General features: G+C 60.4%; 22 protein-coding genes. 8 read left to right on the forward strand and 14 right to left on the reverse strand.

The features are described from left to right. The first annotated feature begins 11 nt into the window (after positions 1 to 11). The 7 genes from AC3ISG_RS00785 (at position 12) to AC3ISG_RS00815 (ending at position 11489) form a co-directional block, all read left to right on the forward strand. The gene (locus AC3ISG_RS00785; protein ID WP_122536746.1) at positions 12 to 893 is read left to right on the forward strand and encodes an ABC transporter ATP-binding protein; all 882 of its coding nucleotides are present in this window, start codon (positions 12 to 14) and stop codon (positions 891 to 893) included. Between the two features lie 166 nt (positions 894 to 1059). Beyond that, complete coding sequence (locus tag AC3ISG_RS00790) at positions 1060 to 1926, forward strand: ABC transporter permease (RefSeq protein ID WP_489298304.1); 867 nt, start codon at positions 1060 to 1062, stop codon at positions 1924 to 1926. A gap of 87 nt (positions 1927 to 2013) precedes the next feature. Then, positions 2014 to 3042 carry an ABC transporter substrate-binding protein gene (locus tag AC3ISG_RS00795; RefSeq protein ID WP_489298305.1) on the forward strand — a complete coding sequence of 343 codons (1029 nt, stop codon included), beginning with the start codon at positions 2014 to 2016 and terminating at the stop codon, positions 3040 to 3042. A gap of 778 nt (positions 3043 to 3820) precedes the next feature. Then, positions 3821 to 4960: an efflux RND transporter periplasmic adaptor subunit gene (locus AC3ISG_RS00800; RefSeq protein ID WP_489298306.1), complete on the forward strand. Its 1140-nt coding sequence runs from the start codon at positions 3821 to 3823 to the stop codon at positions 4958 to 4960. Further along, positions 4957 to 6027, forward strand: a complete 1071-nt coding sequence (locus AC3ISG_RS00805) for an efflux RND transporter periplasmic adaptor subunit (RefSeq protein ID WP_489298307.1) — start codon at positions 4957 to 4959, stop codon at positions 6025 to 6027. The genes AC3ISG_RS00800 and AC3ISG_RS00805 overlap by 4 nt, the downstream gene beginning before the upstream one ends. Further along, positions 6024 to 9161 carry an efflux RND transporter permease subunit gene (locus tag AC3ISG_RS00810; RefSeq protein ID WP_489298308.1) on the forward strand — a complete coding sequence of 1046 codons (3138 nt, stop codon included), beginning with the start codon at positions 6024 to 6026 and terminating at the stop codon, positions 9159 to 9161. Before AC3ISG_RS00805 ends, AC3ISG_RS00810 begins: the two co-directional genes overlap by 4 nt. Before the next feature lie 75 nt (positions 9162 to 9236). Beyond that, entirely contained in the window at positions 9237 to 11489 is a 2253-nt protein-coding gene (locus AC3ISG_RS00815) for a glycoside hydrolase (RefSeq protein WP_489298309.1), read from the forward strand. A 36-nt stretch (positions 11490 to 11525) separates the two neighbouring features. Here the strand turns inward: AC3ISG_RS00815 and AC3ISG_RS00820 are convergent, their stop codons facing one another. From AC3ISG_RS00820 to AC3ISG_RS00885, 14 genes are all read right to left on the reverse strand, one after another. Then, complete coding sequence (locus AC3ISG_RS00820; protein WP_489298310.1) at positions 11526 to 12152, reverse strand: class I SAM-dependent methyltransferase; 627 nt, start codon at positions 12150 to 12152, stop codon at positions 11526 to 11528. A 43-nt stretch (positions 12153 to 12195) separates the two neighbouring features. Further along, on the reverse strand, positions 12196 to 12462 hold the full coding sequence (locus tag AC3ISG_RS00825) for an acyl carrier protein (protein ID WP_122536754.1): 267 nt from the start codon (positions 12460 to 12462) through the stop codon (positions 12196 to 12198). Further along, positions 12446 to 13021 carry a hypothetical protein gene (locus tag AC3ISG_RS00830; RefSeq protein ID WP_122536755.1) on the reverse strand — a complete coding sequence of 192 codons (576 nt, stop codon included), beginning with the start codon at positions 13019 to 13021 and terminating at the stop codon, positions 12446 to 12448. The genes AC3ISG_RS00825 and AC3ISG_RS00830 overlap by 17 nt, the downstream gene beginning before the upstream one ends. A gap of 122 nt (positions 13022 to 13143) precedes the next feature. After that, complete coding sequence (locus AC3ISG_RS00835) at positions 13144 to 13788, reverse strand: methionine ABC transporter permease (RefSeq protein WP_489298311.1); 645 nt, start codon at positions 13786 to 13788, stop codon at positions 13144 to 13146. Continuing rightward, on the reverse strand, positions 13778 to 14908 hold the full coding sequence (locus AC3ISG_RS00840; protein ID WP_489298312.1) for a methionine ABC transporter ATP-binding protein: 1131 nt from the start codon (positions 14906 to 14908) through the stop codon (positions 13778 to 13780). The genes AC3ISG_RS00835 and AC3ISG_RS00840 overlap by 11 nt, the downstream gene beginning before the upstream one ends. Before the next feature lie 2 nt (positions 14909 to 14910). After that, positions 14911 to 15705 (reverse strand): MetQ/NlpA family ABC transporter substrate-binding protein, encoded by a 795-nt coding sequence (locus tag AC3ISG_RS00845; protein WP_122536758.1) that lies wholly within the window; start codon positions 15703 to 15705, stop codon positions 14911 to 14913. 96 nt (positions 15706 to 15801) lie between these two features. Next, positions 15802 to 17175 (reverse strand): LLM class flavin-dependent oxidoreductase, encoded by a 1374-nt coding sequence (locus AC3ISG_RS00850; protein ID WP_489298313.1) that lies wholly within the window; start codon positions 17173 to 17175, stop codon positions 15802 to 15804. Continuing rightward, positions 17175 to 18377, reverse strand: a complete 1203-nt coding sequence (locus tag AC3ISG_RS00855) for an SfnB family sulfur acquisition oxidoreductase (protein ID WP_489299434.1) — start codon at positions 18375 to 18377, stop codon at positions 17175 to 17177. The genes AC3ISG_RS00850 and AC3ISG_RS00855 overlap by 1 nt, the downstream gene beginning before the upstream one ends. Positions 18378 to 18414: 37 nt before the next feature. Next, a complete protein-coding gene (locus AC3ISG_RS00860) occupies positions 18415 to 19656 on the reverse strand; it encodes an SfnB family sulfur acquisition oxidoreductase (RefSeq protein WP_489298314.1) in 1242 nt (413 codons plus the stop codon). A gap of 515 nt (positions 19657 to 20171) precedes the next feature. Next, positions 20172 to 20906, reverse strand: coding sequence for a hypothetical protein (locus AC3ISG_RS00865; RefSeq protein ID WP_489298315.1), 735 nt, complete (start codon positions 20904 to 20906; stop codon positions 20172 to 20174). Between the two features lie 570 nt (positions 20907 to 21476). Continuing rightward, on the reverse strand, positions 21477 to 22220 hold the full coding sequence (gene tcyN, locus AC3ISG_RS00870; protein WP_065991020.1) for an L-cystine ABC transporter ATP-binding protein TcyN: 744 nt from the start codon (positions 22218 to 22220) through the stop codon (positions 21477 to 21479). 3 nt (positions 22221 to 22223) lie between these two features. Beyond that, entirely contained in the window at positions 22224 to 22892 is a 669-nt protein-coding gene (tcyL, locus tag AC3ISG_RS00875) for a cystine ABC transporter permease (RefSeq protein ID WP_122536762.1), read from the reverse strand. Beyond that, entirely contained in the window at positions 22889 to 23686 is a 798-nt protein-coding gene (gene tcyJ, locus AC3ISG_RS00880) for a cystine ABC transporter substrate-binding protein (protein ID WP_369306615.1), read from the reverse strand. The genes tcyL and tcyJ overlap by 4 nt, the downstream gene beginning before the upstream one ends. 230 nt (positions 23687 to 23916) lie before the next feature. Continuing rightward, positions 23917 to 24918: a D-cysteine desulfhydrase gene (locus AC3ISG_RS00885; RefSeq protein ID WP_489298316.1), complete on the reverse strand. Its 1002-nt coding sequence runs from the start codon at positions 24916 to 24918 to the stop codon at positions 23917 to 23919. Positions 24919 to 25133: 215 nt separating this feature from the next. Here AC3ISG_RS00885 and epsC point away from each other — a divergent pair, with 215 nt between their 5' ends. Continuing rightward, the gene (epsC, locus tag AC3ISG_RS00890) at positions 25134 to 26078 is read left to right on the forward strand and encodes a serine O-acetyltransferase EpsC (protein WP_197986109.1); all 945 of its coding nucleotides are present in this window, start codon (positions 25134 to 25136) and stop codon (positions 26076 to 26078) included. Positions 26079 to 26468: the final 390 nt, after the last annotated feature.

The raw sequence follows: 26468 nt of genomic DNA on the forward strand, positions 1-26468 counted from the left end.
AGGAGAGCTCCATGAACGCTGTTCTGCAAAGCCACACGGCTAGCGATCGCTTGAACGCGCACCAGGCCAATCAGCCCACCGCTGAAGCGCTGCTGCAAGTACAGGGCGTCAGCCTTGAATACCGCACGCCGGAACGCGTGGTGCGGGCCACCCATCAAGTCAGTTTTGAAATCGATCCGGCCGACCGTTTTGTCCTGCTTGGCCCGTCGGGCTGCGGCAAGTCAACGCTGCTCAAAGCCGTGGCCGGGTTCATTCAGCCCAGCGAAGGGCAGATTTGTCTGGCCGGCCAGGAGGTAAAGGAGCCGGGGCCGGACCGGATTGTGGTGTTCCAGGAATTCGACCAGTTGCCGCCATGGAAGACGGTGATCCAGAACGTCATGTTTCCGCTGCTGGCTTCGCGCACCCTTAAGCGTCGCGAAGCCGAGGAGCGTGCGCGGTATTACCTGGAGAAAGTCGGCCTGAGCGCTTTCGCTGACGCTTACCCGCACACCTTGTCCGGCGGCATGAAGGCACGCGTGGCAATTGCCCGGGCGTTAGCGATGCAACCCAAGATCCTGCTTATGGACGAGCCCTTCGCCGCGCTTGATGCGTTGACTCGCCGCAAGATGCAGGAAGAGCTGCTGGAGCTGTGGGAAGAGGTGCGCTTTACGCTGCTGTTCGTGACCCACTCCATCGAGGAAGCGCTGGTGGTGGGCAACCGGATTCTGCTGCTGTCGCCCCATCCTGGCCGCGTGCGCGCCGAGATCAACAGCCATCAGTACAACCTGAAGAGCCTCGGCGGCGTCGAGTTTCAGGCGTCTGCGCAGCGCATTCACCGGCTGCTGTTCGACGAGGGCGAAGCGCCTGCGGTCGAGCCCGATCTGCGGTTTCAGGATGTACGGATTGCCTACTGATCGTAAATCGCTGGTCACCTGTGGGAGCGACCGGGGTGGCGCTCCACCTTGCTCGCGAAGCTGACGTTCAGACGCTGCAGATTGATCGTCTGTGCTGGCCTCTTCGCGAGCAAGCTCACTCCCACAATGCGCGGTCAGCCGAGCTGCTTACTTGAGAGATATACCCATGAGCCTTTCACCCCCTCTGCGGGAAGAATATGAAGTCGTGCTGGAGCCTTTCACTCAGGAAGACCTGGCCCGCGACATTCCCCTCGCGCAACGCATCTGGCAGGTCAGCTGGGTGCGCAAGGCCGTCATCCTCGTCGCCCTGGCAATCATCTGGGAAATCGCCGCGCGCATTCAGGGCAACGACCTGCTGCTGCCAAGCTTTCTGCAAACCGCTTCGGCGTTCATCGACGGCATCGCCAGCGGCGAGTTGCTGAACAAGGTCTGGATTTCCCTGACGGTCCTGATCAAGGGCTACCTGATCGGCATCGTCCTGGCGTTCGGCCTGACCACGCTGGCGGTGTCGACCCAACTGGGCCGCGACCTGTTGGGCACGCTGACGGCGATGTTCAACCCGTTGCCGGCCATCGCGCTGCTGCCGCTGTCGCTGCTGTGGTTTGGCCTGGGTGAGAACAGCTTGATCTTCGTGCTGGTGCACTCCGTGCTCTGGGCGCTGGCATTGAACACGTACGCGGGGTTTCTCGGCGTCTCTGAAACCCAGCGCATGGCCGGGCGCAACTATGGCCTCAAGGGCCTGCGGTTCGTCTGGTACATCCTGATCCCCGCTGCGCTGCCGTCGATTCTCGCAGGCCTGAAGATCGGCTGGGCGTTTGCCTGGCGAACCCTCATCGCCGCTGAACTGGTGTTCGGTGCGTCTTCAGGCAAGGGCGGTCTGGGCTGGTACATCTTCCAGAACCGCAACGAGCTGTACACCGACAAGGTGTTCGCGGGTCTGGCGGCGGTGATCATCATCGGTCTGCTGGTGGAAAACCTGCTGTTCAGCAACGTCGAGCGCCTGACCGTGAAGCGGTGGGGCATGCAGCGCTGATCTGCTTTATCAAACGAACGCTCCGCCTTGTGGCCGCTTGATAGGCAATGAGGCTGTCACCCCTTTCGCCTTCATCGTGAGAAATGTATGAATTTTCCAAAGAGAGTTGCACCGTTCAAGCGCCCGACACTGACCACGCTCGCCGCCGCACTGGGGCTGGCCTTGTTGAGCAACGGCGCTCACGCTGAAGGCAAGATCAGCATCGCCCAGCAGTTCGGTATCGGTTATCTGATTCTGGACGTCGTTCAGCAGCAGAAGCTGATCGAGAAGCACGGCAAGGAGCAGGGCCTGGACATCAAGGTCGACTGGAACAGTATTTCCGGCGCCACCGCGATGAATGAAGCTCTGCTGGCTGGCGCGCTGGACGTGGTGTCGGCGGGCGTGCCGCCGATGCTGACCATCTGGGACCGCACCAAGGGCAAGCAGAACGTTAAGGCAATCGCGTCGCTGGGCTCGATGCCCAATTACCTGCTCAGCAACAACCCGAACGTGAAAACCCTCAACGACTTCACCGACAAGGACCGCATCGCGGTGCCGGCGGCGGGCGTGGGTTTCCAGTCGCGTACGTTGCAGATCGAAACCGCCAAGCTCTTTGGGAACGAGAATTTCAAGAAGTTCGACAACATCTCCGTCAGCCTGCCGCACCCGGACGCCACGTCGGCGCTGATCGCCGGCGGTTCGGAAATCAGCGCGCACTTCTCCAGTCCGCCTTTTCAGTATCAGGAGCTGGAAAACCCCAAGGTGCATAAAGTGCTGAGTTCGTACGATGTGCTGGGTGGCCAGGCGACGTTCAACGTGCTCTACACCACCCAGAAATTCCACGACGAAAACCCGAAGACCTACAAAGCGTTCTATGACGCCCTGGCCGAGGCCGAGAAAATCATCAAAGCCGACAAACCTGCCGCGGCGAAGACCTACATCGATGTCGAGAAATCCAAGCTGCCGTTGCCGCTGGTGGAGAAGATCGTCTCCGATCCTGAAATCGACTTCACCGTCGTGCCCCAGCGCACGTTCATTTACGCCGAAAAACTCCACGAACTCGGTGTGCTGAAAAACAAGGCCGACAGCTGGAAGGATTTCTTCTTCGAAGAAGCCCACGGTGGCGCAGGCAGTTGACTGCCAATTGTGGGACCATCGCGCTCGTCCAGCGGGATTGGCAGTGACCTCGACTGTAGGACCGGCTTTAGCCGGGAAGGCGTCGGTATTGCAGCGCAAAAATCGAGGTTGTCCCCACCTGCCCCTTCCCGGCTGAAGCCGGTCCCACTAAAAAGCATCGCGCTCGTTAAGCGGGATGGGCTGTGACCTCGACTGTAGGACCGGCTTTAGCCGGGAAGGCATCGGTATTGCAGCGCAAAAATCGAGGTTGTCCTCACCTGCCTCTTCCCGGCTGAAGCCGGTCCCACTAAAAAGCATCGCGCTCGTCCAGCGGGATTGGCAGTGACCTCGACTGTAGGACCGGCTTTAGCCGGGAAGGCATCGGTATTGCAGCGCAAAAAATCGAGGTTGTCCCCACCTGCCCCTTCCCGGCTGAAGCCGGTCCCACTAAAAAGCATCGCGCTCGTCCAGTGGGATTGGCTGTGACCTCGACTGTAGGACCGGCTTTAGCCGGGAAGGCGTCGGTATTGCAGCGCAAAAAATCGAGGTTGTCCCCACCTGCCTCTTCCCGGCTGAAGCCGGTCCCACTTAAAAGCATCGCGCTCGTCCAGCGGGACCGGCATTGCTTGCTCGCGAATGCATTGTGTCAGTCACCGCTACGGCATACATTGCGGCAGCGTTTAGCGCACCCATATCGGTGTGCGCCAAGGAACCCTGATGTAAGCTCACAGTCGCATGATCACATCGCTACGGCGTCCGGCGGCGCGGTGTCGCAACGGCATTGGCACAAGGAGCTTGCATGCCCGCCCAACCCCTCTTTTTTCATGGTCGTGTGACCGTCCTCTTCCTCGGTCTGTGCCTGGCCATTCTTGCTGGCTGTGAGAAGGAAAAGCCCCAGGAACCGGTGCGCGCACGCGTGCAGGCGCAGGAGGTCAAGACGGCCGATTTCGCCGCAGACGTGGCGCTGACCGGCGATGTTCAGGCGCGGGTGCAGACGCAACTTTCGTTCCGCGTGGGTGGCAAGATCATTCAGCGCTCGGTTGATGTCGGCGATCGGGTGTCGGCCAAACAAGTGCTGGCCAAGCTCGACCCCAAAGACCTGCAGACCAACGTCGACTCGGCCATTGCTGCCGTCGCCGCCGAGCAGGCCCGCGTGAAGCAAACCTCCGCTGCTTTCGTGCGTCAGGAAAAGCTCTTGCCCAAGGGCTACACCAGCCGCAGTGAGTACGACTCGGCCCAGGCGCAATTGCGCAGCAGCCAGAGCGCGCTCAAAGCCGCCCAGGCGCAACTGGCCAATGCCCGCGAGCAACTGAGTTACACCGCCTTGATCGCCGATGCGCCGGGCATCATTACCGCGCGGCAGGCCGAAGTCGGCCAGGTCGTGCAACCGACGGCACCGATCTTCAGCCTGGCCCGTGACGGCGAACGCGATGCCGTGTTCAACGTTTACGAATCGCTTTTTGTTAACCCGCCTACTGATCAGCCGGTGGAAGTCACGTTACTGGACAACCCCAAGGTCAAGGCCGTCGGTAAAGTTCGCGAAGTCACCCCGGCCGTGTCGGCGCAGACAGGCACGCTGCAAGTGAAAATCGCGCTCGCCTCAATGCCGCCGGGCATGGACCTGGGTTCGGTGGTCAGTGCCGCCCTGAGCGTGCCGGCCAAAACCAGCGTCGAGCTGCCATGGTCCGCATTGACTAAAGGCCTGGGCGATCAGCTCGGCAAGCCAGCGGTGTGGGTGGTCGATGGCAACAACAAGGTCAGCCTGCGCGGCGTCACGGTTGGGCGCTATCTGACAGGCAAGGTGATCATTGTCGACGGTTTGAAGAATGGTGAAAAAGTGGTCGTTGCCGGTAACCAGTTGCTCCACCCGGACATGCAGGTGGAACTCGCCGATGTGTACACCGATCTCTCGAAACAGCCGTCAGGAGCCAAACAATGAAGCGCCTGTCGGGAATCGTGTTGACCGGTCTGCTATTGAGCGCGTGCAGCAAGGAAGAGCCGCCACCGGAACCGGTCCGGCCGGTGCTGTTCATCGAGGTGAAGCCACAGGCGCAGGAAAACCTGGGTCGTTTTGCCGGCAACATTGCCGCGCGCTATGAAAGCACCCTGGGCTTTCGCGTATCGGGACGCATCGCCCAGCGCAGCGTCGATGTCGGTGCACAGGTGAAGAAGGGCGACATGCTCGCCGTGCTCGACCCGACTGACCAACAGAATCAGGTGCGCTCGACCCAGGGCGATCTGGCCCGGGTCGAAGCCCAGCTGATCAACGCCCAGGCCAATGCCCGTCGCCAACAAGAGCTGTTCGATCGCGGTGTTGGCGCCCAGGCCGCGCTGGATGTCGCGGTCACTGACCTGAAAACCACCCAGTCGTCCTACGATCAGGCCAAGGCCGCGATGCAGCAGGCTAAAGACCAGCTTAGCTACAGCGAGTTGCGCGCCGATCACGATGCCGTCGTCACCGAATGGAAAGTCGAGGCCGGCCAGGTAGTCAGCGCAGGTGAGCAGGTGGTGACGCTGGCGCGCCCTGACATCAAGGAGGCAGTCATTGACCTGCCGGCGCAACTGGGTGAGCAACTGCCCAGCGACGTTGTGTTTACAGTCGCCAGCCAGCTGGAGCCGGAGATCAACACCACCGCGACGGTACGCGAACTCGAGCCCCAGGCCGAAAGCACCACCCGCACCCGTCGCGCACGTTTGACCTTGGCGGATACGCCGGCGGCCTTCCGTTTGGGTACGGCGATCAGTGTGACCCTCAGCTCGGCGATCAAGCCGCGCATTGAGCTGCCCGCCACGGCCGTGCAGGAAGTCGACGGCAAGACGCAGATCTGGATCATCGACATGCAAAACCAGACAGTCTCGCCACGCGGGGTCAATATCGTTAGCCGCAGCAATGGCTCGGTGGTTTTGGACGGCGGCGTCAACAACGGCGATCGCGTGGTAACCGCCGGGGTCAACAGCCTCAAGCCGGGGCAGAAAATCAAAGTCGATAAGGAAAGCCCGCGATGAAAGGGACGTTCAACCTCTCCGATTGGGCAATCAAGCATCAGTCTTTCGTTTGGTACCTGATGTTCGTCGGCCTGCTTATGGGCGTGTTTTCCTACATGAATCTGGGCCGCGAAGAAGACCCTTCGTTTACCATCAAGACCATGGTCATACAAACCCGCTGGCCGGGCGCGACCGTGGACGAAACCCTGGAGCAGGTCACCGACCGCATCGAGAAAAAGCTCGAAGAACTCGACTCCCTCGACTATGTGAAGAGCTACACCCGGCCAGGCGAGTCCACGGTCTTCGTTTACCTGCGCGACACCACCAGCGCCGGGGCCATACCCGACATCTGGTATCAGGTGCGCAAGAAGATCGACGACATTCGCGGGCAGTTCCCTCAAGGCCTGCAAGGGCCGGCGTTCAACGACGAGTTCGGTGACGTTTACGGCTCGATCTACGCCTTCACCTCCGACGGCCTGACCCTGCGCCAGTTGCGCGACTACGTGGAGCAAGTGCGCGTCCAGATCCGCGACGTGCCGGGCCTGGGCAAAGTCGAGATGATCGGCGAGCAGGACGAAGTGCTGTACCTGAACTTCTCCACTCGCAAACTGGCGGCTTTGGGCCTTGATCAGCGTCAGGTCGTGCAGAGCCTGCAATCGCAGAACACCGTGACGCCCGCCGGGGTCATCGAAGCCGGGCCTGAGCGAATTTCAGTGCGCACCTCCGGCCAGTTCGCGTCGGAAAAAGACCTCGAGAACGTCAACCTGCGCCTCAACGATCGCTTCTATCGCTTGAGCGATATTGCCGAAATCACGCGTGGCTACGCCGATCCGCCCAAGCCGCTGTTCCGCTTCGACGGCAAGCCCGCCATCGGCCTGGCGATCGCCATGAAGAAGGGCGGCAACGTTCAGGAGTTCGGCAAGCAGCTGCATGAACGCATGAGCGCCGCGACCGCGGACCTGCCGATCGGCGTCGGCGTTCATGTGGTGTCCGATCAGGCGCAGGTGGTCGAGAAGGCCGTTGGCGGTTTCACCAGCGCGCTGTTCGAGGCCGTGGTGATCGTGTTGATCGTGAGCTTCATCAGCCTTGGCATGCGCGCGGGGCTGGTGGTTGCCTGCTCGATCCCGCTGGTGCTGGCGATGGTCTTTGTGTTCATGGAATACAGCGGCATCACCATGCAGCGTATTTCCCTGGGCGCCCTGATCATTGCCCTTGGCTTGTTGGTCGATGACGCGATGATCACGGTGGAGATGATGGTGTCGCGCCTCGAAAAAGGCGACACCAAAGCCCAGGCTGCAACCTATGCCTATACCTCGACGGCCTTCCCGATGCTCACCGGCACGCTGGTGACGGTCGCGGGCTTCGTGCCGATCGGCCTAAACGCCAGTTCGGCAGGGGAATACACCTTCACCCTGTTCGCCGTGATTGCCGTCGCCATGTTGGTCTCGTGGGTCGTTGCCGTGTTGTTTGCGCCGGTGATCGGCGTGCATATTCTCAGCGAGAACGTGAAGAAGCACGACGAGAACGCCAAGCCCGGACGCATCGCCAGAGCCTTCAACGGTTCGATGTTCTGGGCCATGCGTCACCGCTGGCTGACTATCATCATCACGATTTTGCTGTTCGCCACCTCGCTGTTCTGCATGCGCTTCGTGCAGAACCAGTTCTTCCCGTCATCGGACCGCCCGGAGATTCTGGTCGACCTCAATCTGCCGCAGAACGCCTCGATCAACGAGACGCGCCGCGCGGTGGACAAGCTCGAAGCGACCCTCAAGGACGATCCGGACATCGTCAGCTGGAGCACGTACATCGGCGAAGGCGCGGTGCGTTTCTACCTGCCGCTGGATCAGCAGTTGGAAAACCCGTACTACGCGCAGTTGGTGATCGTCAGCAAAGGGCTGGAAGAGCGCGGGGCGTTGACCGAGCGTTTGAAAAAGCGCCTGCGTGATGAATTCGTCGGCATTGGCACTTACGTGCAGGCGCTGGAAATGGGGCCGCCGGTAGGGCGTCCGATTCAGTACCGGGTCAGCGGCGACAACATTGACCAAGTCCGCCAGCACGCTATCGAACTCGCCACTCTGCTCGACAAGAATCAACACATCGGCGAGATGATCTACGACTGGAACGAGCCGGGTAAAGTCCTGCGTATCGACATCAATCAGGACAAGGCGCGGCAGTTGGGATTGTCGTCCGAGGACGTTGCGCAACTGATGAACAGCATCGTGACCGGCTCGGCAGTGACCCAGGTGCGCGACGACATCTACCTGATCAACGTCGTCGGGCGTGCGGTGGATTCCGAGCGCGGGTCGCCGGAAACCCTGCAGAACCTGCAGATCGTCACGCCCCAGGGCACCTCGATCCCGCTGCTGGCCTTCGCCAATGTGCGTTATGAGCTGGAGCAGCCGCTGGTGTGGCGTCGTGATCGCAAACCGACGATCACGCTCAAGGCCGCGGTCCGCGATGAGATGCAGCCGACCGATCTGGTCAAGGAGCTCAAGCCCGAGATCGACAAGTTCGCCGCCGGTTTGCCGGTGGGCTACAAGATCGCTACCGGCGGTACGGTGGAGGAAAGCGGCAAGGCCCAAGGGCCGATCGCCAAGGTCGTGCCGTTGATGATCTTCCTGATGGCGACGTTCCTGATGATCCAGCTGCACAGCGTGCAAAAGATGTTCATCGTCGCCAGTGTGGCGCCGTTGGGGTTGATCGGCGTGGTGCTCGCGCTGGTGCCGACCGGAACGCCCATGGGCTTTGTGGCGATCCTCGGAATTCTTGCACTGATCGGCATCATCATCCGCAACTCGGTGATTCTGGTGACGCAGATCCACGAATACGAGGTGGCCGGTTATCTGCCGTGGGACGCGGTGGCGGAAGCGACTGAACATCGTCGTCGACCGATCCTGCTGACCGCCGCGGCGGCGAGCCTGGGCATGATCCCCATTGCCCGCGAAGTGTTCTGGGGGCCGATGGCCTACGCGATGATCGGCGGGATTATCATCGCGACCTTGCTGACGCTGTTGTTCCTGCCGGCGCTGTACGTGGCCTGGTACAAGATCAAGGAACCGAGTGACGAGGAGCGTCAGAAAGCTGAGCGAGAGAAGGCTGAACAAGAGAAGGCTGAACAAGAGAAGGCGGGCGAGGAGTCTCCAGACCAGCCGTGATTTAGGATCGGTCTGACAGACACTCGTCTGTCCCTGCCTTACTGTGCCCCGCTGAATCGCTTCGCGGGGCTCGGCATGTCTTTTTTCTCAGTACGCTTGTGTGTCTGCCTCTTGTTGAGCTGGCTGCTGCCATTCGGCAGTTCGGCCGAGACGTTGGAAAACGACTTCTGGCGGGTGAACGTTGATCCGCAGACACTCGCGGTCTGCGTCTCGCCAACCGGGCAACCTGCTTTGCAGGCATCAAGCGGGGTCAAAGCGCATCGCGTCAGTGAGCTCAAGGCTTCGCAGGACTCCCTCGCGTGGCAGTGGGACGACGGCGCCTGGCATCTCGAAGTCCGGCTGCAGCAACGTGACCTCTTGCTGACCATCAAGGCCCGGGATGCCGGCGTGCTGGAGTTCCTGAATCAGCCCGGCGAGGCCATGGGCAAAGCGCTGATCTGGCCGATGGCGGAGGGTCATTACGTCCCTCGGGGTAACAACGTCTGGCAACAGTTTCTGGTGGCCCAGGGCGAGATCAACACCACGCAGGACCTGAGCTTGCCGCTGTGGGGAGTGGACCACGGCGCGTTCACCCTGACCTGGCTGTTGACCAACCCGTTCAATAATCGTCTGAGCCTGTATTCGCAGGGTGTCGCGCTGGGGTTGTCCGCCACTCATGAGTTCACGGCGCTGGATGTCAGTGCGCCAATGACCTTTCGCCTGTCTCTGGACGCTCCCGATCCGCTGGCCGGTGCGAGGCGCTATCGGCAGTGGCTCATCGACAATGGCGAATATCAGACGCTCGAAAGCAAGTTCGAGAAAACCCCGGAGGGGCGCAAGCTGCTCGGCGCCGCCCACGTGTATCTGTGGGGCAACGACTTGCTCGCGCCTGGGGACGTTAAATCATGGGAGCGCCTGACTCAGGTACTTGCGTCCGACGAACCACTGGCCGTGCAACTGCGCAAGCGGCTGGATAAACAGGCCTTGATTGCGCTGAGTGGAAGCCATGGGCAGTTGCAACACTGGCAACGGGTCGCCCTGCTGCGCAGTCTCAACAGCGCGCTCAACTCTGTCGCAAGGCAAGCCTGGCAACGTGATGCCCCGCCCGACATGTCGCGGTTGGCCTCGCGTTACAGCGAGCTCCGCGAGGAAGTTGCCCGCCTGTTCGCTGGCGCCCTTGCTGACGACCCCTCAACCTGGGGCGGCGCGCTGTCCGTTAAGGGCGTCAAAGATCTGCAAACATCCGGTTTGTCCCGTCTGTGGCTTGGGCTCGGCGAAGGTTGGGAGGGCGGGCTCTGGCATCCCGAAGCCGTTCGCGCCGCCGTAGAGGCAGGCTATCTGATTGCGCCCTATGACTCCTACGAAACGGCTCTGGCGACACATGAAAACTCGGACTGGGTGACCGCTCATCTGGGCAGCGACGCACATCGTCAATGCGCCATCGTGCTGAAGGACGGCACGTTCAAGGCAGGTTTTCAGCAGTCCGGGCATTACACCGATCCACGTTGTGTCCGGCCGTTGATGCAGGCGCGAATTACGGCTGTCCAGGCCGCCGCCGGTTTCAACAGTTGGTTTCTGGATGCCTACGCCACGGGGATGCTGTTTGACAGCTATCGCCCCGGCGCGACCATGACCCAGATGCAGAACGCCTCCGCCAATGTCAGTGCTTCGCAGTGGGTGGCTGAAGCCCGAGCGCTGCCCTCAGGTTCCGAGGACGGCAATGCTGTCACCGCCGCAGGCATCCTTTTTGCTCACGGCATGCAGACGCCGGTGATCGGCTGGGGTGATTCGGACCTCAGTCAGCACAAGTCCTCCCGCTGGTACCTGGGCAGTTGGTATCCGCCGGAGCAGCCGGACGTGTTCTTCAAGCCGGTGCCGATCAAGGAGCCTTATCGCACCGTTCACTTCAACCCGACGACCCGTCTGCCGCTGTATCAAACCGTATTTCATGGATCAGTCATCACGACTCACCACTGGCTGTTCGACAGCCTGAAACTGGTGAATGTCAGGCAGCACAACGAGCTCGCTCAACTGCTCTATAACGTGCCGCCGCTGTATCACCTGAGCAGCGCGACGCTGGCCGAGCGATTGCCGGTGATGCAGCGACAGGACAGTTTTTTCAGGCCATTGCACGAGCGCCTTGGCAGCCAGGCGATGACGGCATTTAGCTGGCTGACCCATGATCGACTGGTTCAGCAGACCACATTCGCGGACGGAACAAGGCTGGTGGCGAACTTCGATGGCACGCCGCGTGAGGTGGGGACCACCCGGTATGCAGGGCATAGCGTGACGGCGGTTGCGCCTGACGGAGCGGTCAGCGTTTATCACGCAACGGACGAGGGCGGCTGATACGCCCGGTTTTCCGAATATCGCGACCTGCAACAGTCACACCTTGCGCCACACACTCGCCAGCCACGGCTGTTGATCTCTCGGCAATCCCGGCGGTCGGTAGTAATGCTCGACTTCGGTGAACCCGGCCTCGGTCAGTAACGCGCTCCACGATTCGAGATCATGAAATGAGCCGAAGCGCTCGCCTTTCCAGCCTTCCTGATTGTCGCCCCGGGGGTTGGAGCTGAATAGCACGCCGCCGGGCTTGAGTGCGGCGCGCAACTCACGCAGCACCCGAGGCAATTCCTGACGCGGTACGTGGAACAGCGAGGCATTGGCGAAGATGCCGTCGAAGCGTTCTGCGGGCAGATCAATGTCCAGGAAGTTCTGGTGCAGCACGTCGCAGCCGCTATCGGCGCGGGCCATCTCGGCGAAGCGTTCGGAGCCGTCCAGTCCGGTGGCGATGTGGCCCATGGCAGAAAATGTCTGAAGATCACGCCCTGGTCCGCACCCGAAATCGAGAATCTGGAACGGCGCCAGGCCGGTGATATTGCGCAGCAACGCGTCGATATTCTGGCTCACATCATGGTCGCGGGTCCCTTCGCGAAAGCCCTCGGCGACCTCGTTGTAATTGCCGAGGGTAGTGGCGGTGATCTGGGCGAGATCATGTGGGTCGAGTTTCATCGTGCGGCCGTCTGAGCGTGGAAAGCCGCCAATATACCCCCGCTCAGGTTTTGATCAATTGCTCAGCGAGGATCAAATCGACCACCTCGTCGATGGTTTCGATCCGTGCCCAATCTTCAGGCGTTGGCTTCAGTTTGTATTGCCACTTCACCTGCATCATGAAACAGGTGAGATCGTCATCGATGATGTCGAAGTCGCGAATGAAATTGGTGGTGGGCGTGACGTTGTTTCGCGGGATAAAGCCAATGACAGAAACAAAAAGCTCAATCACTTCCTGAGTCAGTTGCGCCCGATCAGCTTTGTTTTGCATTTCTCGCCTCATATGCACACAGACCTATGCTCACCAGATCGAATACTGCCAGCCCTGCGGCCACGAAGGGAATTCCTCTTCCGATAACCCCGAAGACCCTTATTGTGCCGAAGGTGGCCTTTGCCATTCTGGCGGCCGTCGGATGGCGGATGAGTGTGCGGGGGAAAAAGCGCATGCCGATCAGGCTGGCGAGGTTGGTCGTTCTGCTTGAGCCAGCGTGCACCCATGCTCCAACGGCTGTCTTGTTGATGGGAATTCCTGCTGAGGCCGTAATCGCTGACGTGGCGGTCAGGGCGTAATGCTCCTTCGTGCACTCCCAAAGCGTTTCAAACGTGGTTTCGGGTAACGATGAGTTGGTGCGCACGCCGTTAATTACCTCATGCGCGATGGCACCCGTTGTCCACGACTGCGAAGGGAGTATCAACGTGCCTGGGCATGAGGTCATCATCGAGCTTCGCAAATTAAATGCTACCAGGCTGGAAGGCCCAAGATTCACCCCATCTCTCTGCAACTCATGAACGGTGCTGAAAACAGCGTCTGATAGTTCCTTCTCTTGCATCTGCTAGCCTCCCTATGCTTCAACTTTCAAGGTTTGCAAGGCTAGCGGATTTAACTGAAGCAATTCCTTGCTCGAAAATAAATGGAGCTTTCGCACTTTGCCAGGGGAAAAATCCTACTCATTCACCGCTTATTCAGCCGCAATGCCAATCGATCCCCGCCCAACTGAATCACCGCCACCAGGATCACGAGCAACACGATCACGGTGAGCATCACCTGCGTATCAAACCGCTGATAACCGTAGCGATAAGCGATGTCGCCCAGGCCGCCCGCGCCGATGGCACCGGCCATGGCCGACGAATTGATCATCGTCACAATCGTGATGGTAAATCCGCCAACGATGCCCGGCAGCGCTTCGGGCAACAGCACATGCCAGACGATGTGCCAGCGACGGCAGCCCATCGCTTGCGCCGCTTCAATCAAACCGTGGTCCACCTCGCGCAGGCTAACTTCCGCAATACGCGCGAAGAACGGTGTCGCTGCGATGGTCAGCGGCACCACCGCCGCCCACACGCCGTAGGTCGTGCCGACGATCAGCCGCGTGAACGGGATCAGCGCAACCATCAGAATCAGGAACGGCACTGAACGGAAGATATTCACAAACGCGCCCAGTACACGGTTCACATTGGGCGCTTCAAAAATGCCGCCCTTGCCGCTGGTGACCAGGATCACCGCCAGTGGAATGCCCAATATCAATGCGATCAGCGACGACACGCCGACCATCAGGAAGGTGTCGATAACGCCCTGCCAGAGACGATCAAGCCACATAACCCAGTACCTCCGCCTGATGCGCGTGTTTGCGGGCGCGATTTAGCAATTCCTCCGCTGACAGCGGCGAGTGACTCACCGCCAGCAGCAGATGACCCAGCGCACGCCCTTGAATGCGTTCGACGCCGCCGTGCAGCAGACTCACCCGCCCGCCAAATGCATTGAACAGCGCCGACAAATCAGGCTCCTTGCCGTCGCTGCCAGTAAATTGCAGGTCCAGCACAACGCTGACGTGTTGTTCGGATGGCTGGAGCTGCAAGCGCGCCTGCAAATCCTCCGGCAGCGCATGTTGCAGCGGTGCCAGCAGTGTCTTGCTCACCTCATGCTGCGGATTGCCGAATACCTGCCAGACCGGGCCCTGCTCAACCACTTCACCTTTTTCCAGCACCACCACGCGGTCGCAGATTTCTCGAATCACCGCCATCTCGTGGGTGATCAAAATGATCGTCAGGCCCAGGCGCTGATTGATCTCGCGCAGCAGCCCCAGAATCGATTGCGTGGTTTCCGGGTCGAGGGCCGAGGTCGCTTCGTCGCACAGTAGAATCGCCGGATCATGCACCAGCGCCCGGGCAATGCCGACGCGCTGCTTCTGCCCGCCCGACAGCTGTGCCGGATAGGCCTTGTGCTTGCCTTCCAGCCCCACCAACTCCAGCAGCTCGGCGACTTTGCGCTGACGCTGCGCCTTCGGCACGCCCGCGACCTTCAGCGGCAGCTCGACGTTCTGCCACACGGTCTTGGCCGACATCAGATTGAAATGCTGAAAGATCATGCCGATGCGTCGGCGCATCGCCACCAGCGCGTCTTCGTTGAAGTCGCCGATGTCCACCTGATCGATCAGCACGCGGCCGCTGCTGGGTTTCTCCAGACGATTGATGGTGCGGATCAGCGACGATTTGCCTGCGCCGCTTCGGCCGATGATGCCGAACACCTCACCGCGCTGGATATCCAGATCGACGCCCTGAAGCGCCGGCACCGGCCCTTGCGGGTATTCATAGACCTTGCCCAGATTAATGAAGCGCACATGGGCGCGTTGCTTCTCCGGGTGCAGTTCTGCTCGCTCGGCGGCATGGGGAGCCGCAGCACCCTCAAGCGTCAAAGCCCGTTGGGCGGATGCCGTCATGATCAGTTCTTCCAGCCAACCTGATACAGCGAGCCATTGACCTTATCCAGGGAGGCGCGCACGACCGGCGAATGTTGGTAAATGTCGATGAACCTGGCCAGACGCGGGTCATCCTTGTGGTCCGGCCTGATGACGAACTGAATGACGTATTCCGGATGGTCGAGGCCGTCGAACAGGATTGCCGAGCCGGCATCGAAGGTCTTCGACAAACGAATGTAGGCGGGATAGCCCTGCACCAGGTCGGCATCGTCATAGGCGCGCACCAGTTGCACGGCCTCGACCTGAATCAGCTTGATCTTCTTCGGGTTGGCGGTGATGTCGTCTTCGGTCGCCTTGTAGCCCACGCCCGGTTTCAGGGTAATCAAACCGGCTTTGGCGAGTAGTTGCAGGCCGCGGCCACTGTTGATCGGGTCATTGGCGATTGCGACGGTGGCGCCGGTTGGCAGCTCATCGAAGCTTTTGTACTTCTTCGAATACAGCCCGACGTTGTTGATGATGCCCGGCGCGTACGGCACGAGATCGAAGCCGGACGCGGCTTTGGCATTCTCCAGAAACGGAATGTGCTGGAAGTAGTTCACGTCGATGTCGCCGGCGTTGAGGCTGACGTTGGGCGCGATCCAGTCAGTGAATTCCACCAGCTCGACTTTCAGGCCTTGCTTCTCGGCTTCGGCGACGGCGGTTTCCAGCGGGATGGCGAACGCGGCAGTGGTGCCCACTTTGAGCGGTTGATCGGCAGCGTGAGTGACGCCGGCAAACAGGCCCAGGGACAGCGCGAGGGTGAGGAGGGTTTTCGTCATCGAGGGGTAATCCGTGTCAGTGGTCTGGTTGGAATTCTTGGGTGTCTGTGAAGCTGTCTTCGCGAGCGAGCTCGCTCCCACATGGATTGAGCTCGCTCACGCCTGCGATGGGGGGTGCGCCCTGAAGCTCGCCCCGGCGTGCCGTTCCGGCAGTCTTGCGTCACCGTCTTCAAACAGCTTCTCGCGCAAGGTGCCGTGTTCGTACGCGGTCTTGTATGAGCCCCTTCGCTGCAGCTCCGGGATCACCAGATCGATGAAATCCTCGTAGCTCTCCGGAGTGACGATGCGGGTCAGGTTGAAGCCGTCCAGGCCGGTTTCCGCAATCCACGATTCCAGCTCATCGGCCACCTGTTCGGGCGAGCCGATCAGCGTGATGTAACGGCCGCCCAGGGCGTGTTGATCGAGCAGCTTCTGGCGGGTCCAGTCGTTGTTTTTGAGGATCTTCGTCGCTGACTGAATGGCGTTGCCTTTCACGTGCTGGATCGGCTCGTCGATCTCGTAGTCGGCGAAGTCGATGCCGGTGGACGCAGCAAAATGGGCGAGCCCGGCCTCGGCGCTGGCGTAAGTCAGGTACTCCGCATGCTTGGCCCGGGTCGCTTCTTCGGTGGGACCGACGATGACGTTGAGGCCCATGAACACTTTGATGTCATCCGGGTTGCGCCCGGCCGCCATGGCACTGGCGCGGACCTTGTCGACCTGCTCGCGGGTTGCGGGTTTGTTCTGCGCGCTGATGAACACGCACTCCGCGTTGCTGCCAGCAAACTGCAGGCCGCGCTCGGAGCTTCCGGCCTGAAACAACACCGGCGTGCGCTGTGGCGACGGCTCGCACAGGTGATAACCCTCCACCTGATAGAACTCGCCGCTGTGCCGCACATAGTGGACTTTTTCCGGCTGGGCATAGATGCGCGCCTGACGGTCTTCGATCACCGCGTCGTCCTCCCAGCTGCCTTCCCACAGCTTGTACAACACCTCCAGGTATTCATCGGCCTGGTCGTAGCGGCGGTCGTGTTCGATCTGCTCGGTCAGGCCCATCGCGCGCGCGGCGCTGTCCAGATACCCGGTGACGATGTTCCAGCCGACGCGGCCGCGCGTCAGGTGATCCAGCGTCGACATGCGCCGGGCGAACAGGTACGGCGCCTCGTAGGTGAGGTTGGCGGTCAGGCCGAAGCCAAGGTTTTTGGTGACCGCGGCCATGGCCGATACCAGCAGCAGCGGATCATTCACCGGCAACTGAATCGATTCCTTCAGCGTGACGTCCACCGAGTTCTGATAGACGTCATAGACCCCGACGATGTCGGCGATGAACAAGCCGTCAAACAGCCCGCGCTCCAGCAACTGCGCCAGCTCTGTCCAGTATTCCAGGGTCTTGTACTGGGTCGACGTGTCCCGGGGGTGGGTCCAGAAACCGTGGTTGATGTGGCCGATGCAGTTCATGTTGAACGCGTTGAGCAGGATCTTTTTCTTGCTCATCAGATCGTCCCCCGGCGTGGCGGGTTGACGTCATTGAGGTAGTAATTGCCGATGGCGTGGTACTTCCAGCGCACCGGGTCGTGCAACGTGTGGACCCGCGCGTTGCGCCAGTGCCGGTCAAGGCCGTGCTCTGCCAGCGTTGCCTGGGAACCGGCGAGTTCGAACAAGGTGCTACCGGCTTCCAATGAGATCTCGGTGCTGATCGCCCGCGCTTCCGCCACGGCGACCGATGCCTGCGCCAGCCTTTCCGGCGTTGTTTCCGCCTGGGCCCGATCCAGAAATTCCCCCGAACGTTCGAGCAAGGCTTCGGCGGCGTGCAGGCGAATGCCAAGCTTGCCAAAGCTGTGCAGCGTCAGCGGGTCATCAACGGCTTTTTCGATGCCGGAGTCGATCCATGGCCGCGTGCGGGTGCGCACGAAATGCAGCGCGTCTTCAAATGCGGCGCGGGCGATGCCGGTGTCGATGGCGGCATGGAGGATCTGCGCCAAAGGGCCGACGGTGGTTGGGCGCTCGAAGGCAGTTTGAAACGGCACCACGTCATCGGCTTCGACATACACGTTATCGAACACTACTGAGCCGCTGCCCGTGGTGCGCTGGCCGAAGCCGCTCCAGTCGTCGATCACGCTCAGCCCCGCTGCGTTCGCCGGTACGAACGCCAACTGCACGCCGCTGTCATCCACGACCGAGGTCGGTATGCGTTGTGCGTAAAGGGCGCCGGTGGCGTAGAACTTGCGGCCGTTGATGCGCCAGCCGTTGCCGTCGCGACTCAGTCGGGTGGTGCGGTCGTGGGCGGTTTTGGTGCCCAGTTCGGCCAGCGCATTACCGAAGCGTTGACCGGCGAGGACCTCGGCGTACAGCCGTGCCTGCTGCGCCGGGCTGCCGTTGACCCGCAGGACTTCCAGCGCGTAGAAGTGGTTTTGCGGAATCTGCCCTAGCGAAGCGTCCGCCGCAGAGATGATTCGGATGACTTCCGCCAGGGTGATATTGGACACACCGGCGCCACCAAAGGCCTTCGGCACGCTGATGCCCCACAGGCCCGAGCGCGAAAACGCCTCCAGTTCCTGATGGGGAAGCCGCCGTTCACGATCTCGAATGGCACTCTGTTGTCTGAAATTTTCCGCCAACGTGCGCGCGATGCGCAGTGCCTCGGCGTCGTCACGAATGATCGCGGTCACGGCGGTCGCCTGCGTGTCACGCGGCAAGGGTTGAAGGCTCATAGGTGTGCTTCCAGTGGTCTGGTTATATCCAGGAGTGACGGGCAGGCAGGGCGCCATTCAGGTGCCAGGCGCCGACGGCGTGGACCTTCCAGCGCACCGGGTCGTGGAGGGTGTGAACCCGCGCATTGCGCCAGTGACGATCAAGATTGAATTCGGCCAGCGTCGCGCGACTGCCCGACAGCTCGAACAGTTTTTCACTGGCGAGCAGGGCGACCTGTGTCGTCAGCACCTTGGCTTCGGCAACCACGATGGACGCCCGCGCCGCTGAGTGTTCGTCGATGGGGGCGGCGGCAATGTCATCGAGCACGCGACCGGCCTTGCGCAACAGCGCCTCAGCGGCGTGCAGTTCGAGTTTTAGCTTGCCGATGTCGGCGATCACATAGGGATCGTCACTGGCGCGCTCCACATTGGCGTCGATCCATGGCCGCGAACGCTCACGCACAAAACGGATGCTTTCGTCGATGGCTTCCCGGGCAATGCCCGCATCGATGGCCGCCTGGATCAGCTGCGAAACCGCGCCCTGGATGTTCGGTGTCAGCCCTAGCTTCCAGTTATCCACAACCCGCTCGCCACTCACGCGCACGTTTTCCAGCAGCACGCTGCCGCTGGCGGTGGTGCGCTGACCGAAGCCGGACCAGTCGTCGATGATGTACAGCCCCGGCGTCCCGCGTGGCACGAGCACCAGCACCTGCTTGCCGTCGTCATTGATGGCCTTGACCGCGACCCAGTGGGCGAACAACGCGCCGGTCGAGTAGAACTTGCGGCCGTTGAGCAAAAACTGATCACCGTCTGCAGTCAGTCGCGTACGGATATCGAGGGTGTTTTTGGTCCCCCGCTCGGGGCCGCCATTGCCGATGCGTGCGCCGCCGAGAACGCTGGCGAAGAGGGTTTGTTTCTGAGCCTCTGAGGCGCTGCCGATCAGCGAATTGAGAATACCGAAGTGGTTTTGCGGAATCTGGCCCACGGCAGGGTCGGCTGCCGACAGGATGGCGAAGACTTCGGCGAGGGTCACGAATGACACCTGTGGCCCGCCATAGAGCCGCGGTACCGAGATGCCGCCCAGGCCACTGCGGGTAAACAGCTCGATTTGCGACCAGGGCAATTGCCGCTCACGGTCTCGCGTGGCGGCATGGGTGCGCACGACGGCGGCCAATTCATGGGCCGCGGCAATCGCGTCGGCGTCGTCGCGCAATAGGTTGGCGGGAAGCAGGGGAGGAGCCACGTCCAGGGTGTGCTGGACAGAAAGGGCGTTCAGATCAGTCATGGTGGTGACCTTCACGAGCGCGAGCACTGGGGTCGTTGTGCTTGACCATTCGAACCTCGAATCAATACCGCTGTGGCGGCGAGAAAATTGACGATGGTCCGGTGGTCCGGTGCATATACCCTAAGCGTGTATAAAAATTAAATAAACTCACATTTAGGAATAAGCATAGAAGGCTAAATAGCGGCGGCCGTCGCCAGCGCCGTGGCTTGGGTGTAGGTCAGGCATGAGCCGAAAGCCAGGGCCAGAATCATGTACTTGACGATATGTCTGCAGGGCATGGTGGACACCTCGTGAGGGGTTTCACCGCAGGCTAGCAGCCGGTTTTCACGTAGTAAGGAGGGGACCTGTAGGACGCTATTGCAGATGATGTGGGAGGTTTCCTCTCAGTGATTGATCTGTGGTGTCGATCACGATTTCGGCATGTGATTGAAGGCGTGAGCCCAGAGGAGGCGGGCTGCAGACGTGTCGCGGCGCACTGATGCTGCGCCGCGTCAGCGTCCTGAAGAGGGCCGATATCAAGTTTCGGCCCCATCGATCACCTCGGTCGATACCTTGATCAGCCGCGCCGGCGCCCAGCGCGAGTTGTTGCCAACCCGGTCAATCACGCAATAGCTCACCTCCAGATGCGGATCATCGCCCGCCTCGCGCACCAACTCCGCCGGTACGTCCACAACAATAGGCATGCCGACGTCGTCTTGGGTGAGCGCTGGAAGATCCAGACGCATGTCGCCCCAGCGCAGGGTGATTTCATCGTAGGCGTCCATGTTGGGATAAGCGTCGAGAGTGAGCTGCACGCCCTCATCGAAGTGGCGCGCCGTCAAGCCGCCTTGCATGACTGACTCGGCAAACGTCACGGGTGCCAGTCCCTGATTCTCATCACCCTCGCCGCTGACCAATTGACCGCCGGGAGTCTCCAGTTTGACCCATAGCTTGGCACCGGGAGACTTAATGGGTTCGCTGCCTATCTTTGTAACGCGATAGTAGGTTTTAACTTTTCCACTTCGAAGAAAACTTTCAGGTACATGTAGGACGGATGTATGTCCGATGTCAGACTCTGATAGAAGTTTTGATGCGGCATAACAGCCTCCCCAAAACAATTCGATCAAGTCACCGCAGTCCATCTCTGGCCAGGGATCAATGTGTACCTGCAGATCGGCCGCCGCAAGGGCGCCAATCCCGTGCTTGTTCGACTGCGGAAGATACGGGGCCATCAGCTTGAAAGACTGCGTCATTACTGGGGTATGGATCATCTTTAATACTCTTCGAATGTGTGCCTGGGTTAAGGCAAGTCAGGTGGTTAATTCATCGGAACTGCAACGTGAAAACGACTGGCACTAGTACACGCCGGGATGCGCAGGCATGGCAAACATTACAAACGGTGGTAATTAGAGGGTTGCCGTTTTGGAAAGAAAATACACCGAGAGCGATTTCAGCTAATTGTGTTGCGGTGTTTGTGTCAACGGTAATTAAGTCTTTAAAGTGTGTGTAACGCAAATGCAGAAGCTTCCTACACTTGTGCGTTCTTATGGGGAGGGAGGTACGACTGTGGTCCTACCTGAGCCGCCGGGCACGCTGTATTCCACAGCCAGCAAGCTGATGGAAAGTGTCAGCGGCAGTTATTTGTGGGTGAAAAAATGGTCAATCAACGTTGCGGGGAAGTGGAGAGAGTGAGGGCTATTCGTATTGAAAAAATAGATAAATTGATTACGGCTAACCGGCGTCGAAATAGTAGGACTTTTAGTGGGTCAACGCTTTTCTAAATATGAACGTCAAAGAAAACGGCGCCTATTGGCGCCGTTTTAAACACATAACGTGTCGGACTAGTTCCTGCTGCGCTCAAGAAACTGCCTTGTGCGTTCCTCTTTCGGATTGGCGAAAAGGGCTTTCGCCTCGCCCTGTTCAACAATGACCCCCTTGTCGATGAAGATCACCCGGTTGGCGACGTCCCGCGCGAAGCTCATCTCGTGAGTCACGATGACCATCGTGCGTTTCTCCAGGGCCAGGGCGTGAATCGTGTTGAGCACCTCGCCCACCAGCTCGGGATCAAGCGCCGATGTCGGTTCATCGAACAGAATGACTTCGGGCTCCATGGCCAGCGCCCGGGCAATCGCTACGCGTTGCTGCTGACCGCCGGACAGTCGACGCGGATAAGCGTCCTCTTTGCCCGCGAGGCCAACCTTCGCCAATAGCGCGCGGCCCAGCTCAATGGCCTGTTCGCGAGGCATCTTCTTGACCACGGTCGGGCCTTCGATGACGTTTTCCAGCGCGGTGCGGTGGGGGAACAGATTGAAGTTCTGGAAGACGAACCCGACATGCTGGCGCAGCTGCCGGATCAGGCCCTGCTGCTGGCTCAACGGGCGGCTCAAATCGACTTTGATGTCGCCCACGACAATGCTGCCACTCGTAGGCACTTCCAGCAGATTCAGGCAGCGCAACAGGGTGGTTTTGCCCGATCCGCTGGGGCCGATGATTGCCACCACTTCGCCCGGCTCAACCTTCAGGTCAATGCCCTTGAGCACTTCGTTGCCCTTGAATTGCTTGGTCAGTTTTTCAACCGTGATCATGCCTCAGGACTCCACATCGTGGCGGTTGGCCCGTGCTTCCAGGCGATTTTGAAAATGCGCCAGGATGCTGCACAGCACCCAATAGATCACCGCGACGGTGAGGTACATGGTGAAAATCTCCAGCGTCCGCGAGGAGATCAGCTGCGCCTGGCGGAACACTTCCGGCACCTGAATGGTGGCGGCCATCGCCGTGTCCTTGACCAGTGAAATAAAGCTGTTGCCCAAGGGCGGCAACGCGGTGCGTGCAGCTTGCGGCAGAATGGCGCGGCGCATGGTCTGGGCGCGCGTCATGCCAATGCTCGCTGCAGCTTCCCATTGCCCTCGGTCCACCGAACTGATCGCGGCCCGAAGGATTTCGCAGGCATACGCGGCCATGTTCAGCGACAGGCCGATCAGCGCTGCGGTGATCGCATCCAGTTCAATCCCCAGGTCCGGCAGGCCGTAATAGATCATGAACAGCTGGACGAGCAGCGGCGTGCCACGGAAGAACGACACGTAAACCCTGGCAATGGCGCTGATGACCCAGATCTTTGACAAACGCATCAGTGCCAGGCCGAAGCCCAGCACCAATCCGAAAAACATCGACCCCAGGCTCAAGCCCACCGTGTAATACGCGCCCTTGAGCAGGAAGGGCGCGGAGTCCAGCGCGAGCTGAAGGCTCTCTGGGATCATTTGGTCACGTCAGCCTTGAAGTACTTGTCCGACAGCTTGGCGAGGGTGCCGTCGGCGCGCAGCTTGTCGATGGCTTTGTTGATCGCGTCCAGCAATTCAGGCTCACCCTTGCGCAGCGCGACACCGGATTCCTGACGGGAGAACGGTTCGCCGGAAACGGCCAGCTTGTCCTTGGTCTTGGCGACCAGTTCCAGTGCAGCGAGGCGGTCGACGAGGATGGCGTCGATGCGGCCGACACGCAGGTCCTGGTATTTGGTCGGATCATCGTCGTAGGTTTTGACGATGGCATCAGGCACGTTGGCTTTCAGCCACTCTTCGTAGTTGGTGCCCAGGCCGACGCCGACTTTTTTGCCTTTCAGGTCTGCAGCCGTTTTGATCACGCCGACGTCTTTGGTCTGCACCAGCGCCTGAATACCCGACACGGTGTAGGGTTCGGAGAAGTCGTACTTCTTCTTGCGCTCGTCGGAGATGGTCACCTGATTGACCACAACATCCAGACGCTTGGATTCCAGCGCAGCCAGAATGCCAGCCCACGGCGTGGCTTGCAGCTTGACCTTGACGCCCAGTTCCTTGGCCAGTGCTTCGGAGAACTCCACTTCGAAACCGGTCAGCTTGCCGTCTTCACCCACGAAGCTGAAGGGTGGATAAGTGCCTTCCAGGCCGACGTTAAGGGTTCCGTTCTTTTTGATGGTTGCCAGTTGATCGCCAGCGACAGCCTGGCTAACCAGACCCGTGCCCAGCACCAGGCTGAAGGCCGACAACAGAAAGGTGCGGCGGATTGCAGACATGTTCATGAAAGTCCCCTGTTTTAATTGGAATGTCAGGCAAGTATCAGACCCGACGAAGCTACGTTGGCATCACGCGTTTATCCAGCTTTTTCAGTCGCCTGCGGGGCTCTGCACGCCGGCTGGCGGCGATCATAAGACTCGAATCCAGCGATGAAAAATAATAAAAAGCGGATCGCTTATCAGTTTTTCGAATAACTGGCCCGGACCGCCCTGTGAACAGGAGCGCGACCAAGGCCCTATCTCGCCGAGAAGACGTCTGGATATGCAAACAAGGCAGGTGCGCCGCCGGTGTGGAGAAAGACGATAGGACCGTCCTCGAATCGCTGCCGGCCAATGCCGTCGAGCAGGCCGGCCATGGCTTTGCCGGTGTAGACCGGGTCCAGCAGCAACCCTTCATGACTGGCCACCAGCCGGATTGCCGCCAACGTGCCGGCATTTGGCTCGCCGTAGCGGGGGCCAAAGTACTCATCCCACAGCTGCACCTTGAACGCGGCCGGCAATGATTCGCCCAGTAGTTCGACGGTTTGCTCGGCCAGGCGCTGAACTTTGGGCGCCTGGGTTTCTTCCGGGCGCGACACGGTCACGCCAATCACCGGTAACTCGGGCAGCTCCTCTGCAAGGGCCAATGCCAGGCCGCTGTGGGTGCCGGCACTGCCAGACGCGAGCACCACGGCTGCGAATGAGAGGCCGCTTTGCTTGATCTGCTCGGCCAGTTCAAAACCTGCGCGCACATAACCCAATGCGCCGAGGGCATTCGAACCGCCGATCGGCACCAGGTACGGCTTTTTGCCGCTGAGGCGCAGTCGGCTCGCCAGGGCTTGCAGTTGCTCATCGGCGTTGTCGAGGTTCTCGACCAACTCAACCTTGGTATCGAACAAGTCCAGCAACAGGCGATTGCCGTTGCCCAGGTAATTGCTGTCGTCGGTTGCAATCGGGTTTTCCAGCAGCGCCACACAGCCCAGGCCAAGGCGGGCGGCGAGGGCGGCCGTCTGACGCACATGATTGGACTGAATGGCGCCCGCGGTGATTAGCGTGTCGCACCCTTGAGCCAAGGCATCGGCCGCGAGGTATTCGAGCTTGCGCAGCTTGTTGCCGCCCATGGCCAGCGGCGTAATGTCGTCGCGTTTCACATAGACGTCGCGGCCGGCCCAGGTCGAAAGGCGTTCCAGCTTTTCGAAGGGCGTGGGACCGCCGAGCAATTCCAGACGATTAAAACGGGCGAGCTGTTGTTTGATCATGGTGGTGTCGACAGGTCTGCAATTGGGTCGCAGGACTATAGGCAGACGGTTCCTACAGGGCAACCGCCCAGCGTCCTTCATCCTCTGCGCAGAAGCCCCACGAAAATTGTTATTTTTTTGCCGCGAAGGGATGTCGTAGAGTGATTCCACTTCGGCCGTTACAGCCTGACTCGCCGTTGAATTGAGGAGAAATCTGCGTGAGCACTATTCCCGACCTGTCCCCGGAGTCCTGCGCCGAGGGCGTGACCGGCCACTGGCAATTGCAGCGGATTGTGGGCGAATTGCGCGCCGCGCGTGATGACTGGCGTACCAGCAACGGCCGAATCAGCGGCGAGAAGGGCGGCCGCGAGCTGCCTTCCCGTGAGGCGATGCGCGACATTCTCGATGCGTTGTGCGGCGCGCTGTTTCCGATGCGGCTGGGGCCGGTGGACCTGCGCGAAGAGAGCGAGGATTTCTACGTCGGCTACACCCTCGACGTGGCGTTGAACTCGCTGCTCGACCAGGCGCGGCTCGAATTGCGCTACGCCGCCCGGCAGAAAGGCCAGGATGCCAGCTGCGCGGATGTGCATGCGGAGCGGCTGATTCAGGATTTCGCCAGCGCGCTGCCGACCATTCGCCGCATCCTCGACACCGACGTGCTGGCGGCGTACCACGGTGACCCCGCCGCGCGCAGTGTCGATGAAGTGTTGCTGTGCTACCCGGGCATTCTGGCGGTGATTCACCATCGTCTGGCCCACCACCTGTACCACAACGGTTTGCCCCTGCTGGCGCGCATCAGCGCCGAACTGGCCCATTCCGCCACGGGCATCGATATCCATCCCGGTGCGCAGATCGGCCCGAGCTTCTTTATCGATCACGGGACCGGCGTGGTTATCGGCGAGACCGCCATCATCGGCGAGCGCGTGCGCATCTACCAGGCTGTTACGCTGGGTGCCAAACGTTTCCCGTCCGATGAAGACGGGCAATTGCTCAAAGGGCATGCGCGTCATCCGATCGTCGAAGACGACGTGGTGATCTATGCCGGCGCCACGATTCTGGGGCGCATCACCATCGGCAAGGGCTCGACCATCGGCGGCAATGTGTGGCTGACGCGCGGCGTCCCGGCGGGCAGCAACGTCAATCAGGCGAGCCTGCAGCACGAGGATGGTTGTCCGAAGTAGCCCGTCATATCACAAGTTTCGGGGTGCGCACGCTGGCCTCTTCCCGGCTGAAGCCGGTCCCACTGATCGATCGCGTACATCGTGTAGGACCGGCTTTAGCCGGGAAGGCGGCGTGTGTCACTCCGCAATTTATTCAGTGCTTTGAAAACCCTCCCGAACCCACGGAACGAAAGGCTTTCGGCGTCCGTCCTACCCTCGCCTGAGTGAGCGTCACGCCACCGTGCATTAGTCTTTGGCTGTCTTTTCGTGCTTTAATTGAACGTTCAATCAAGTTAAACCGGTGGTTCGCTGCCCGCTGATCTCAGGAGGCCTACCTTTGCCGCATTCACGTTCCATGATCGATCCCCTCGCCCGCGCGGCGGTATTCATATGAATAATTCAAGCGCTCCA

The organism is Pseudomonas sp. GL_135 (genome assembly GCF_057834665.1).